This window comes from Pseudomonas sp. TR47, from assembly GCF_044143025.1.
Classification (GTDB): domain Bacteria; phylum Pseudomonadota; class Gammaproteobacteria; order Pseudomonadales; family Pseudomonadaceae; genus Aquipseudomonas; species Aquipseudomonas putida_E.
Window position 1 is genome coordinate 45407 of the sequence record NZ_JBHFCS010000027.1, and the last position, 12500, is coordinate 57906.

At 64.1% G+C, this 12500-nt stretch carries 14 protein-coding genes; 5 read left to right on the plus strand and 9 right to left on the minus strand.

The genetic code is table 11. The annotated features are described in order from the left end of the window. Positions 1 to 30 precede the first annotated feature (30 nt). Positions 31 to 1137, minus strand: a complete 1107-nt coding sequence (locus ACEWE8_RS22625; RefSeq protein ID WP_115273686.1) for an enoyl-CoA hydratase/isomerase family protein — start codon at positions 1135 to 1137, stop codon at positions 31 to 33. A 126-nt stretch (positions 1138 to 1263) separates the two neighbouring features. Between ACEWE8_RS22625 and ung the strand changes: the two genes are divergently transcribed. Continuing rightward, positions 1264 to 1956 (plus strand): uracil-DNA glycosylase, encoded by a 693-nt coding sequence (ung, locus tag ACEWE8_RS22630; protein ID WP_046784937.1) that lies wholly within the window; start codon positions 1264 to 1266, stop codon positions 1954 to 1956. 52 nt (positions 1957 to 2008) lie between these two features. Here ung and ACEWE8_RS22635 read toward each other — a convergent pair whose 3' ends face one another. The 5 genes from ACEWE8_RS22635 to ACEWE8_RS22655 all read right to left on the minus strand — a co-directional run bounded on the left by ACEWE8_RS22635 (position 2009) and on the right by ACEWE8_RS22655 (position 7394). Further along, complete coding sequence (locus tag ACEWE8_RS22635) at positions 2009 to 3040, minus strand: AbrB family transcriptional regulator (RefSeq protein ID WP_046784938.1); 1032 nt, start codon at positions 3038 to 3040, stop codon at positions 2009 to 2011. Next, complete coding sequence (locus tag ACEWE8_RS22640) at positions 3033 to 4547, minus strand: tripartite tricarboxylate transporter permease (RefSeq protein ID WP_046784939.1); 1515 nt, start codon at positions 4545 to 4547, stop codon at positions 3033 to 3035. The genes ACEWE8_RS22635 and ACEWE8_RS22640 overlap by 8 nt, the downstream gene beginning before the upstream one ends. A 3-nt stretch (positions 4548 to 4550) precedes the next feature. Beyond that, entirely contained in the window at positions 4551 to 5009 is a 459-nt protein-coding gene (locus ACEWE8_RS22645; protein ID WP_046784940.1) for a tripartite tricarboxylate transporter TctB family protein, read from the minus strand. 83 nt (positions 5010 to 5092) lie between these two features. Further along, positions 5093 to 6073: a tripartite tricarboxylate transporter substrate binding protein gene (locus ACEWE8_RS22650; RefSeq protein ID WP_012312979.1), complete on the minus strand. Its 981-nt coding sequence runs from the start codon at positions 6071 to 6073 to the stop codon at positions 5093 to 5095. 31 nt (positions 6074 to 6104) lie between these two features. Then, on the minus strand, positions 6105 to 7394 hold the full coding sequence (locus ACEWE8_RS22655; RefSeq protein WP_046784941.1) for an OprD family porin: 1290 nt from the start codon (positions 7392 to 7394) through the stop codon (positions 6105 to 6107). 199 nt (positions 7395 to 7593) lie between these two features. On the opposite strand from ACEWE8_RS22655, the gene ACEWE8_RS22660 reads away from it, so the two are divergent. Then, positions 7594 to 8265 (plus strand): response regulator, encoded by a 672-nt coding sequence (locus tag ACEWE8_RS22660; protein ID WP_012312981.1) that lies wholly within the window; start codon positions 7594 to 7596, stop codon positions 8263 to 8265. Next, positions 8258 to 9637: a sensor histidine kinase gene (locus tag ACEWE8_RS22665; protein WP_046784942.1), complete on the plus strand. Its 1380-nt coding sequence runs from the start codon at positions 8258 to 8260 to the stop codon at positions 9635 to 9637. The genes ACEWE8_RS22660 and ACEWE8_RS22665 overlap by 8 nt, the downstream gene beginning before the upstream one ends. A gap of 40 nt (positions 9638 to 9677) precedes the next feature. Here the strand turns inward: ACEWE8_RS22665 and ACEWE8_RS22670 are convergent, their stop codons facing one another. Then, positions 9678 to 10484, minus strand: a complete 807-nt coding sequence (locus ACEWE8_RS22670) for an HDOD domain-containing protein (protein WP_046784943.1) — start codon at positions 10482 to 10484, stop codon at positions 9678 to 9680. A gap of 31 nt (positions 10485 to 10515) precedes the next feature. Next, complete coding sequence (locus ACEWE8_RS22675; protein ID WP_046784944.1) at positions 10516 to 11457, minus strand: folate-binding protein YgfZ; 942 nt, start codon at positions 11455 to 11457, stop codon at positions 10516 to 10518. Between the two features lie 133 nt (positions 11458 to 11590). Here ACEWE8_RS22675 and ACEWE8_RS22680 point away from each other — a divergent pair, with 133 nt between their 5' ends. Together ACEWE8_RS22680 and ACEWE8_RS22685 are read left to right on the plus strand one after the other, a co-directional pair. Continuing rightward, positions 11591 to 11845: a succinate dehydrogenase assembly factor 2 gene (locus ACEWE8_RS22680; RefSeq protein WP_008094993.1), complete on the plus strand. Its 255-nt coding sequence runs from the start codon at positions 11591 to 11593 to the stop codon at positions 11843 to 11845. After that, positions 11829 to 12287 carry a protein YgfX gene (locus ACEWE8_RS22685; protein ID WP_046784945.1) on the plus strand — a complete coding sequence of 153 codons (459 nt, stop codon included), beginning with the start codon at positions 11829 to 11831 and terminating at the stop codon, positions 12285 to 12287. The genes ACEWE8_RS22680 and ACEWE8_RS22685 overlap by 17 nt, the downstream gene beginning before the upstream one ends. A 51-nt stretch (positions 12288 to 12338) precedes the next feature. Here ACEWE8_RS22685 and ACEWE8_RS22690 read toward each other — a convergent pair. Next, a partial coding sequence (locus ACEWE8_RS22690; RefSeq protein ID WP_395589369.1) for a hypothetical protein occupies positions 12339 to 12500 on the minus strand: 162 nt, incomplete at its 5' end.

Consider the following 12500-nt stretch of genomic DNA (forward strand, 5'->3'; position numbering starts at 1 on the left):
GGTTGACGGGGGCGCGCGGAGCGGCCAAGGTCAGGCAAGATCGGCCAACGGGTGGCGCCCCTCCCATACCTTCACAAAATGGGCTTCGACCACGGCCGCCGGCACTTGCGCAACATCCGGCCAGTGCCAGCGTGGGTGGTTGTCCTTGTCCAGCAGGCGGGCGCGCACGCCTTCGCTGAATTCGGGGTGACGGCAGCAATTGAGGCTCATGCTGTATTCCATCTGGAATACCTGGGCCAATGACAGGTGCCGGGCCCGACGGATCTGTTCCCAGACCAGGTGCGCCGTGAGCGGGCAGCCCTCCTGCAGGCGTTGGCCTGCATCAGCCAACAATGGGTCGTTATGCTGCTTGAGCCCCTCCAGTGCACGCCACGCGGCCGCCGGGTCGGCAACATCGAGCAGCGCATCGATCACCTGGCGCCGGGGCAGCCATTGCGCCTCCGGCAGTTCGGCATAGGCGCGGTGCTGTTCGGCCTTGAGCAGGCTGTTCAGCTGCAGGTCGGTCTGCTCTTGCCAGTTCAGTTGCAACAATTCTTCGATAAGCCCTTCCTGTTGATGCTCGCCAAAGAATCGGTCCGCCAGGCCCAGGTCGATGGCGTCCCGGGCATTGATGGGGGCGCCGGTCAGCCCCAGAAACAGCCCGAGCTTGCCCGGCAGGCGCGCAAGAAACCAGCTGGCGCCCACGTCGGGGTAGAGGCCAATGCTGATTTCTGGCATTGCCAGGCGGCTGCTAGGCGTGACTATGCGTATCCCCGCCCCCTGCAACAGCCCCATGCCGCCCCCCAGCACATGGCCGTGGCCCCAGCACAGCACCGGCTTGGGGTAGGTGTGCAGGAGATAGTCGAGGCGGTATTCGGCGGCAAAGAACGTGGCAGCCAGCGGTGGCACGCTGCCGGGGTGGTCGCGGCAGGCCTGGGCCAGTGCCCGTACATCGCCGCCGGCGCAGAATGCCTTGGCGCCGTTGCCACGCAGCAATACACAGACAACGCCCGGGTCGCGGGCCCAGTCTTGCAGGTATTCGCCGAGCACTTCGATCATCGGCAGGTTCAGGGCATTGAGCGCCTTGGGCGCATCCAGTGTGGCAATGCCGATGCGGGCGCCATCGGCGCCGGTGAGTACCTCGCAATGAATGGCCATGGACTACCTCGTTCAAGTCATCGCTCAAGTATGGCCTGCCTGGGCGATCATGCAGGCCATAGGTCAGACCGATTGACAAGGGGGGATGGCTTACCTAGTGTCGCGCCATTGTTTACGGATGGCCTCATGACTGACGACGATCGCATCAAACTTGAACCCGGCTGGAAAAACGCCCTGCGTGCCGAGTTCGATCAGCCCTACATGCACCAGCTGCGTGAGTTTCTGCGCCAGGAGTACGCCGCCGGCAAGGAAATCTACCCGCCAGGCCCGATGATCTTCAATGCGCTCAACTCCACCCCGCTGGAGCAGGTGAAAGTCGTCATTCTCGGCCAGGACCCGTATCACGGCCCAGGCCAGGCACACGGCCTGTGCTTCTCGGTGCAGCCGGGTGTGCCGACGCCGCCGTCGCTGGTCAACATCTACAAGGAGCTGCAGCGCGACCTGAACATTCCCATCGCCAGCCATGGTTACCTGCAGAGCTGGGCGGAGCAGGGTGTGCTGCTGCTCAATACCACCATGACCGTCGAACGCGCCAATGCCGCTTCGCATGCCAAGAAAGGCTGGGAATTCTTTACCGACCGGGTCATCCAGGTGGTCAGCGAGCAGTGCCCGAATGTGGTGTTCCTGCTGTGGGGCGCGCATGCCCAGAGCAAGCAGAAACTGATCGATGGCACCAAGCACCTGGTGCTCAAATCGGTGCACCCGTCGCCACTGTCTGCGTACCGCGGGTTCTTGGGTTGTGGGCATTTCAGCCGGACCAACGGCTTCCTCGAACAGCGTGGCCTGGCGCCGATCAACTGGGCGTTACCGCCGCTTTAAGGGGCGAGCCGGTGCTCAGTGGCCGGCTTGCCGGCGATCACCTGCAAAGCTTTCAGTGCTGGCCTTTCACCCAGCATCTGAACAGCGGTTCGGCCAGAAACAGCACGAACAGCAAGCGCATCACCTGCAACGCCGTCACCAACGGCACCGACAGCTGCAATGTCTCTGCGGTCAGGCTCATCTCGGCAATGCCGCCCGGCATCATGCCCAGCGTCAGCGAGCGCAGATCCAGCGCAGTCATCACGCTCAACCCCCAGGCGGCAGTGCCCGCGATCAGCATGCACAGCGCCGTGGCGAGCAACGTGCGCAGCAAGAACGAGGGAGCACGGCGGAAGAATGCGCGATTGAAGTGGCAAGCCAGGCCACTCCCGATCAGCCATTGGCCGATCTGGCTGGCACCGTCGGGCAGGGCGATCTGCAGGTTGCCCGCCAGGCTTAGCGTGGCGGCCACCAGCAGTGGCCCGAACAGCCAGGGGTTAGGCTGGCGCAAGCGCTGCCAGGCGAAACCGACCGCTACACCCAGCGGTGCGATCAGCGCCAGCCAGCCCCAGCTCACGCTGCCGGCATGATTGAGCGGTACACCGTCACCGATCAGGAACTTGAACAGCGCCGGTACGCACAGCACCACCGCCAGCACACGCAGGCTTTGCGCCGCCGCCACCTGGCTGAGCATCGCGCCGTTACGCGCGCCGAGGTTGACCATCTCACCGGAACCACCGGGCATGCTGGCAAAAAATGCCGTGGCACGGTCTTCGCCGGTACGCCGCAGCAGCCACACGCCAACCACGCTGGAAACGGTGGTCAGCAGTGCGGCAAAGAAGATCAGCACGAAATGGCTGGCGACCTGCTCGATCACCGCTGGGGTGAAGTGCAGGCCAATACCCAGGCCGATGATGCATTGGCCGCACTTGCGGCCATTGGGTATTTCCGAAAGCTGCCAGGGCGTCAGGCAGCGCACCAGGATGATCGCCAGCAATGAGCCGACCATCCAGGGCAAGGGCCAGCCGACCTGGCTGGCGAGATACCCGCCCGCCAGGCCGACCAGCCCTGTCGCGCAGTACAGCGGCAACGACCGATCAGGCATCGGCCATCGCCCGACGCTGCAGGCTACGTTTGCGCCAGATACGCAGCAGCGGCAGGCAGAGCATGCACACCACCAGTACCCAGATGCCCATGCTGATCGAGCTCGACCACAGAATGCCCAGCTCGCCATTGGAAATCGACAGCGCACGGCGCAGGTTCTGCTCCATCAGGCCGCCCAGGATGAAGCCGAGCAGAATAGGCGACAGCGGGAAGTCCAGCTTGCGCAGGATGTAGCCCATGATGCCGATGCCAACCATCAGGAACAGGTCGAAGGTGGTGGCGTGCACCGCGTACACACCGATCGCGGTGATGATCGCGATTACCGGCACCAGCGCCCAGTTCGGCACGGCGAGGATGCGGGTGAAGATGCGGATCATCGGTATGTTCAGGATCACCAGCATGATGTTGGCGACGAACAGCGAAGCGATCAGCCCCCAGACGATGTCCGGTTGCTGTTCGAACAGCAGTGGGCCGGGGGTGATGTTGTACAGGGTCAGTGCACCGATCATCACTGCCGTGGTGCCCGAGCCGGGAACCCCCAGGGTCAGCATCGGCACCAGCGCGCCGCAGCAGGATGCGCCGATGGCTGTTTCCGGGGCAGCCAGGCCACGGGCGTCGCCCTTGCCGAACTTGCCGCTTTCGCCGGCGATACGCTTTTCGGTCATGTAAGCCACGGCGCTGGCCAGGGTCGCCCCCGCACCTGGCAGCACGCCCATGATGAAGCCGAGCAGGCCGCAGCGGACATTGATGGCGAACACCGACGCTGCTTCCTTGAAGTTGAACAGCATGCGCCCGGTAGCCTTGACCGCCTGGTGGCCATGGTGGGTCTTCTCCAGCAGCAGCAGGATTTCGCTGATCGAGAACAGGCCCAGCACCAGCACCACGAACTGGATACCGTCGGCCAGGTGCACGCTGTCACCGGTGAAGCGGTATACGCCACTGTTGGCGTCGATACCGACCGCTGACAGGAACAGGCCGATCAGTGCGGCGATGAAAGTCTTCAGCGGTTTGTCCCCGGCCATGCCGCCCAGAGCAACGATGGCGAACACCATCAGCACGAAGTATTCCGCCGGCCCGAAGGCAATCGCCCATTTCGCCAGCAGCGGGGCGAACAGCACCATGCCGCAGGTGGCGATGAGTGCGCCGATGAACGAACTCCACGCCGACAGCGACAGGGCAACGCCAGCCAGGCCGTTGCGGGCCATCGGGTAGCCGTCGAGGGTGGTCATCACGGTCGAGGCCTCGCCCGGGATATTCAGCAGGATCGAACTGATCCGCCCGCCGTATTCACAGCCCAGGTACACCGCTGCCAACAGGATCAGCGCCGATTCGGGCGGCAGGCCAAGGGCGAAGGCGATCGGGATCAGCAGCGCCACGCCGTTGATCGGGCCCAGCCCCGGCAGCAGGCCGACCACGGTGCCGATGAGGGTGCCCGAAAGGGCGGTAACCAGGTTGTAGGGGCTCAGGGCGACGCCGAAGCCCTGGCCCAGGTAGCTCAAGGTATCCATCTGTCAGTTCTCCAGTACGCTCAGCAGGCCGAGGGGCAGGGGCACATCCATCACGCGGTCGAACAGCCAGTAGAGGAACAGGCTCATGCCCACCACCACCAGGGTGCTGCGTAACCAGCGGCCGCCGTACAAGCGGGCCATAGGGATGCCAACCAAGATGGCGCTGAGGATGAAGCCCAAGGCTTCAAAGGTGCTGGCGAAGAGCAGCAGCAGGCCGACGCAGGCGGCAATTTTGGTCAGGGTTGCGCGGTCTAGCGCAGGCTCGTCGTCCTTGTGCACGATGGGCGTGGGGCGTATGGCGAGATAGAGCAGGCCCAGGCTCATCAGCCCAAGCATCAACAGCGAGTAGGCACGTGGGCCGACCGGTTCGTAGGAAAAGGCCGCCTGGTAGGGCCAGGCCATCACGGCCAGGACGGCGCACAGCGCCAGCAAAGCCAGGGCGAAGATGCGTTGCAGGATCATTGGGAATCCTCATTGAGGTTGCAGTGGCCGTAAAGGCCCCTTCGCCGGCAAGCCGGCGATGGGGCCAGTACATGCACCCAGGCTTACTGAACCAGGCCGAATTCCTTGGCCAGTGCCTTGTAGTCCGCCACTTGCTTCTTCACATAGCCGTCCAGTTCGTCACCTGTCATGGCGAACGGGAACAGCTCGCGCTGGTCACGCAGCTTGGCGAAGTCTTCAGAGGCGAGCATCTTGTCGAAGGAGTCCTTCCACCAGGCGTACTCTTCATCGCTCACTTTCGGCCCAAGGTAGAAACCGCGCACCACCGGCCAGACGATGTCGTAACCCTGCTCCTTGGCGGTGGGGATGTCTTTCATCTCCGGCTCGTCCAGGCGGTTTTCCGAGAACACCGCAAGGATGCGCATGTTGCCGCTCTGGATGTGTGGCATGGAGTCGGAGATGTCGGTGGAGCCGACCTGGATGTGGCCACCTAGCAGCGCGGTGGCGATTTCACCGCCCCCTTCCAGGGCCACGTAGCGCAGATCGCGGGGGTTGATGCCGGCGGCCTTGGCGATAAGAGCAGTCTGCATCCAGTCCTGGCTGCCGACGGTGCCACCGGAGCCGATCACCACCTTGCTCGGGTCTTTTTTCAACGCCGCGACCAGGTCATCGAGGGTCTTGTAGGGGGAATCGCTTTTCACGGCGATGGCGCCGTAGCTGGTGCCGACCGCCGCCAGCCATTTCACGGCATTTTCGTCGAAGCGGCCGAACTTGCCCTGGGCCAGGTTGAGCAAGGAGCCGCTGGACCACGCCACCAGCGTGCCGGCATCGCCCGGGCGCTGCGCTACCACGGCGTTGTAGGCCACTGCGCCGACACCGCCTGGCATGTAGGTGACGCGCATTGGTTTGCTGAGGATCTTTTCCTGCACAAGGGCGCTTTGCACCAGTTTGCAGGTCAGGTCGAAACCGCCGCCGGGCGAGGCCGGGGCGATGCATTCGGGGCGTTTGGGTTCGGCGGCGAGGGCATTGCCGGCCAGCAGCAGGCAGCCGGTAGCCAAGGCGAGGCGGCGCAGTGAAAAGGTCATCGTCTATCTCCGTGAGCGTTGTTGTTATGGGTTACCACAGGGCGACGCTGTAGCTCACCAGCAGCCGCACTTCGTCGGCATCGCGGGCGAAATTCGAACGGAAGGTGGCGTTGCGCAGGCGCACGGCGACGTTTTTCAACGGGCCGCTTTGTACCACGTACTTGAACTCGGTATTGCGCTCCCACTCCTTGCCCTCGCTGCCATCGGCGCGGCTGACGTTGTCGCCGTTGATGTAACGGGTCATGAAGGTCAGGCCAGGGACGCCCAGCGCTGCGAAGTTGTAGTCGTAGCGCACTTGCCAGGAGCGCTCGTCGGCGCCGGCGAAGTCGTTGATCTGCACGAAGTTGACCAGGTACGGGTTGGCACCATCGACATAAGGGAAGGCGCTGTCACCTGACAGGTGCTGGTAGGCGGCGCTCACCTTGTGCCCGCCCAAGGCATAGCTGAACATGCCGTTGACGGTGGTGTTGTCGATGTTGCCGGCCTTGGCCTGGCCCTGATCATCACTCACTGCCAGGCGCAGGTCTGCACCGAAGGTGCCCGGGCCCCAAGGCTGGGTGGCGACCATGCCGAGGAAGTGCTGGCGGTAGATGTCGTCGAGCTGGCCGAAGTGGTAGCTGCCGGTGATGCGATCGGTGAATTGGTAGTCGACGCCCGCCAGGTCGAGGTTGTCTGCCGCGAACGTGCCGCCGAAGCGACCGTTCTTGTTGTTCAGGGTCAGGTCTTCCCAGTTGGTGTCGTTGCGATCCTTGACCTTTTCCAGGCGCCCGCCGGTGAAGGTGAGGTTCTGGATTTCTTTCGAGGTGACCAGGCCGCCCTCGAAGGTCTGCGGCAGGATGCGCCCGTCGTTGGGCTGCAGGGTCGGCAGTTCGGGGATCAGTGAGCCGATTTTCAGTTCGGTCTCGGACACTTTCACTTTGCCGGTCAGGCCGAGCTTGGAGTACTCATCGGCGGCCTTGCCATCATCGTGGGTCGGCAACAGGCCGGAGCCTGCGCGGTCGGGGCTTGAGTCGAGCTTGATGCCGAGCATGCCCAGGGCGTCCAGGCCAAAGCCCAAGGGGCCGTCGGTGTAGCCGGACTCGAAGTTGAGCATCAGGCCCTGGGCCCACTCTTCGCGCTTGGATTGCTGTGCACTGGTGCCGTCGCGGAAGTCGCGGTTGAAGTACATGTTGCGGGTTTCGAAGGTTGCCGTGCTGTCTTCGAAGAAGGCGGCCTGGCTCATCGGGGCGACGCCGGCAAGCGCAAGGGCGCAGGCATAGGCGTATGGGCGTGCGGATGGGGAACGGGTAGGCGCGAACGCCTGCGGCTGCGATGACAGCATCGGGGATGACTCCGTTATTGTTCTTATTCGATGCACCTTGCTGGTGCTTTTTTCGGCGCATAGGGCGACCGTGGTGCGATGCTAGGTAACGAACCTTTCGCTAACCTTTCAGCCTGAAAGGTTTGTTACAAGGGGCTTCACAGACCGGGCTACAGCGGTACACTCCGCGCCACCGCCCCACCCGAGCAGGGAGAATCCGATGCGTGTGCTGCTGGTCGAAGACCACGTACAACTGGCCGAAAGCGTGGCCCAGGCCCTGAAGAGCCATGGTTTGACCGTGGATGTGCTGCATGACGGCGTGGCCGCCGATCTGGCCCTGGCCAGCGAGGAGTATGCTGTTGCCGTGCTCGATGTGGGCCTGCCACGTATGGACGGCTTTGAAGTGCTGGCCCGCCTGCGCGGGCGCGGCAAGACCCTGCCGGTGCTGATGCTGACCGCGCGCAGCGATGTGAAGGACCGGGTGCATGGCCTGAACCTGGGCGCCGACGATTACCTGGCCAAGCCCTTCGAGCTGACTGAACTGGAAGCACGGGTCAAGGCCCTGCTGCGCCGCAGCGTGCTCGGCGGCGAGCGCCAGCAGCGCTGCGGCCCGCTGGTGTATGACCTTGATACCCGGCGGTTCGCCCTGGGCGAGGACAACCTGACCCTGACCTCCCGTGAGCAGAGCGTACTTGAGGCGCTGATCGCACGCCCCGGCCGAGTGATGAGCAAGGAGCAATTGGCCGCCCAGGTCTTCGGCCTCGACGAAGAGGCCAGCCCCGACGCCATCGAAATCTACATCCACCGCCTGCGCAAGAAGCTCGACGGCCAGTCGGTGGCCATTGTCACGTTCCGCGGCCTGGGCTACCTGCTCGAGCACCGTGATGCGTGACAATGGCAGCCTGCGCGGGCGCTTGCTGGGCAACCTGGCGCTGTTGCTGGTAGTGCTGATGCTGGCCAGCGGCCTGAGCGCCTACTGGAATGGCCGCGAGGCTGCCGATACCGCCTATGACCGGACCTTGCTGGCATCGGCGCGGACCATCGCTGCCGGCCTGTCCCAGCGAGACGGCACGCTCAGCGCGGACGTGCCTTACGTGGCGCTGGACACGTTTGCCTACGACAGTGCCGGGCGCATTTACTACCAGGTGCTGGACATAAACCAGAAACTGATCTCGGGCTACGAGAACCTGCCGCCACCCCCGCCGGGCACACCGCGTACCGACGATTACCCGGCGCTGGCGCGCTTCTACAACGCCACCTACCTCGGGCAGGACGTGCGCGTGGTCAGTCTGCTCAAGGCGGTCAGCGAGCCGAACATGAACGGCATGGCTGAAATTCGTGTGGCCGAGACGGAGGAGGCGCGGGTCAGGATGGCCCGCGGGCTGATGGCCGATACCCTGCTGCGCCTGGGCATGCTGGCGCTGGGGGCATTGGGGATGGTCTGGTTCGCCGTGAGTGCGGCGCTGCGCCCGCTGGAGCGTCTGCGCAAAGCCGTGGAAGAGCGCCAGCCGGATGACCTGCGCGCGCTGCCGCGGGTGCAGGTGCAGCGTGAGCTTGACCCGCTGGTGCGTGCCTTGAATCACTTCACCGAACGCTTGCGAGGGCAGTTCGAGCGCCAGGCGCAGTTCATTGCCGAGGCGGCCCACGAACTGCGCACGCCATTGGCAGCGCTCAAGGCGCGGGTCGAGTTGGGCTTGCGCTCGAAGCAGCCCGAACAGTGGCACCAGACGCTGGAGTCTGCCGCCCAAGGCACTGACAGGCTCACCCATCTGGCCAACCAGCTTTTATCGTTGGCACGGGTGGAAAATGGCGCTCGGGCAATCGCCGAAGGTGGCGCTCAGCGCCTGGACCTGAGTCAGCTGGCACGCGAGCTGGGCATGGCGATGGCACCGCTGGCGCACAAACGGGGCGTGGCCCTGGCGCTGGAGGCCGCGGCGCCGGTGTGGCTCAAGGGGGAGCCGACGCTGCTCAACGAGTTGCTCAGCAACCTGGTGGACAACGCGCTGGCACATACCCCGGCGGGCGGTAATGTGATCTTGCGGGTTCTGGCGCCAGCGGTACTGGAGGTCGAAGATGATGGCCCCGGTATCCCCGAGGATGAGCGCGAGCGGGTATTCGAGCGCTTCTATCGCCGCAGTGCCCAGGGAACTGGCTTGGGGTTGGCGATTGTGGGTGAGATCTGTCGCGCGCACCTGGCGCAGATCAGTCTGCATGACGGCGAGAATGGCGGGTTGAAAGTGCGAGTGAGTTTTATCGCTGACTGATGGCTTGCCTGTGCAGAACCTTTGGCGGGCAAGACGCTGGCTAGCGCAGCATGCTCCGCGCTTCCAGCAGTTCGCCAATCTCCAGCTCCGTGCCAAACGGCAACCCCAGGTGCCGATAGGCCGGCAACGCCGCCAGCGGCCGGCTGCGTCCGCGCTGGCTGAGGCAGCGGGCAATCTGCACCACGTCGATGTAGTCCACTTTGTCGGTGCGCCGGTCCAGGTCTTGCACCTGGCTTGGCAGGTTGACCAGTTGCTCGGGGAACTCCCATGACGAAAGTATCTTGTCGCCCAGCACAGGCTGGATCTGCTCAATCACGTAGTGCAGGCATACCGGGTCGGAGAGCAGTTCGTTGTGCTCTTCGGCGTAGATCAGCACCGGCAGCGCGCCGATCTGGTTGACCAGGCCGCCGAGGGTGGCCTGGTCAGGCTTGAGGTGGGTAAAGCGGCGGCAGATTTCATAGCTGATGCCCGCGACTTCGAGGCTGTTTGCCCAGATATCCCTCAATTTTTGCTCAACTGCCGATGAGCGTGCATGGAAGATCTGCTCGATCACCAGGCCGATGGCCAGGTTGCAGCTGTAGTTGATACCCAGGCGGGTGATGGCCGTGTGCAGGTCGGTGACCTCGATCGCCGCCCGCAGCAGCGGGCTGTTCACCACCTTGATCAGGCGGGCGGAGAGGGCAGCATCGCGGCCAATCACCTTGCTCAGGGCAGCAACGCTGATTTCCGTGTCCTCGGCAGCCTCGCGGATGCTCAGGGCAACTTCCGGAAGGGTCGGCAGAACCAGGTCATCGTTGGCGATGGCAGCCAGCAACTGTGCTTGAACCATCTCGGCCAGCTTGTTCATGTACTTCTCTACAGCAGGGGTGGCGGGCTGGTCAGCGCTGGATTTCCCGGTCGCGATCCAGTTCGTAAGGCAGGCTCGAGACCTGCAGGCGTGGGCCTTGCAGGCTGCCCAGGTGCAGGTTGTCGTCTTCCACGGCCTCGGCACTGAGTACCGCAAGCAGCTCGCAGCCTTGGCCCGTGCTGGCCGCGATGACCACTTCCCCGACCGATGAGCCATGGGTCGGCGAGAAGATTTGCGCACCCGGGGCAGGAATATCCTGCTGGTCCAGCAGCAAGCGGTACTGACGTCGCTTGAGCTTGCCCAGGTACTGCATGCGGGCGACGATTTCCTGGCCGGTGTAGCAGCCCTTCTTGAAACTCACGCCATCGACCGCCTGCAAATTGATCATTTGCGGGATGAACAGCTCACGGGTCGGGCCCATGACCTGGCCGATGCCGGCACGGACCTGCCCCAGCAGCCAGTCGTTGAGAGGCCCTTGCGGCAATGCGCTTGCCAGTTGTTCACGCACGCTGGCGGCGGCGTCCGCCGGTACCCAAAGTTCCACGCGACCTTCGGAGACCGCCACGGCGATCAGGCCTTCATGGCGTTCGGTGGCGCCGGCGCTGGTCGGCACCTTCAAACCCAGAGTCCGCAGCGCCGCATCACCGCCCTGCAGGCCGAAACGCGCCCAGGCGGCGCTTTCGTCGCTGAGCGTGGCTTTGGAAAACACGGCGTATTTTTTCAGGTCGGCCAGCTGCGCCTCGAGCAGTTCGCTGGCCATGGCCAGCAGGTAGCCGTTGCCTTCGGGCAGGATGCGGAAGCTCGACTGCATGCGCCCCTTGACCATGCAGCGGGCGCCAAGGCTTGCGTGCTCGGGGCTGAGGTAGTTGATGTTGCAGGTCAACTGGCCCTGCAGGAACTTGCCGGCGTCGGAGCCGCGGACGGCGAGGATGCCCTCGTGGGACAGGGGGCTGTAGAAAGCGGAATCGGCCATGGGGGATCGCGGTGGCTAAAGACTGGCGGCCATCATAGAACGCCAGTAACAAAATAGGTAGGTGACTAGACCAACGCCTCGTGCCGCTTCGTGCGCCTGGCTGTATACTGGCCGCCCATTTGAGGAGGGCCCCATGGTCGAACAAACTGAACTCAACCGGCTTTTCTGGCACAGCCGCCGCGGCATGCTGGAACTCGACGTACTGCTGGTGCCTTTCACCCAGGAGGTCTACCCGACCCTGAGCGAAGCCGATCGCGAACTCTACGTTCGCCTGTTGAGCTGTGAGGATCAGGACATGTTCGGCTGGTTCATGGAGCGCACCGAGTCCGAAGACCCGGAGCTGCAGCGCATGGTCCGTATCATTCTGGACCGTGTCCAGCCCAAGTGAGTGTTTCGAGTGCCGTTGGCAGGGCTCGCGCCTGCTGCTGACGGCCTACCTGATCTGCCAGGTGCTGGCGTTGCTTGCCTTGTGGCTGAGTGCGCTGCCCTGGTGGCTTTCCCTTCCTGCCTCCGTCGCTTGCCTGGCCCATGCCTGCTGGGTGATCCCCCGACGCATACTGCTGACCCATGCTCAAGCCGTCACTGGCCTGCGCCGGGATGCTTGCGGCTGGCAGCTATTCAGCCGTGCCGGGGGCTGGCAGGCGGTGCGTCTGTGTCGCGACAGCGTGGCGCTGCCGGGCCTGGTGGTATTGCGGTTCGCAAGGCCTGGGCGCTGGTTGGGCGAGAGTCAATGTGTTGTCGGCGATGCCCTGGCGGCGGATCAGCATCGGCGCCTGCGGGTACGGCTGAAATTCAGTCGGCGCAGGTGGGCTGAGGTCGCGGCACGCTAGTCAGGTGCCGCGTCGCCCCTTTGCGGTTTTACCCGCGAAGGGCATCGATCTTCAGGCTGGGCTCAGTATGGTGTCCTTGGCCTCAGCCAGCATCCCGGGGTAATCCAGGGTGTAGTGCAACCCGCGGCTTTCCTTGCGTTGCATGGCCGAGCGGATCATCAGCTCCGCCACCTGTGCCAGGTTGCGCAACTCGATCAGGTCGCGGCTGACCTT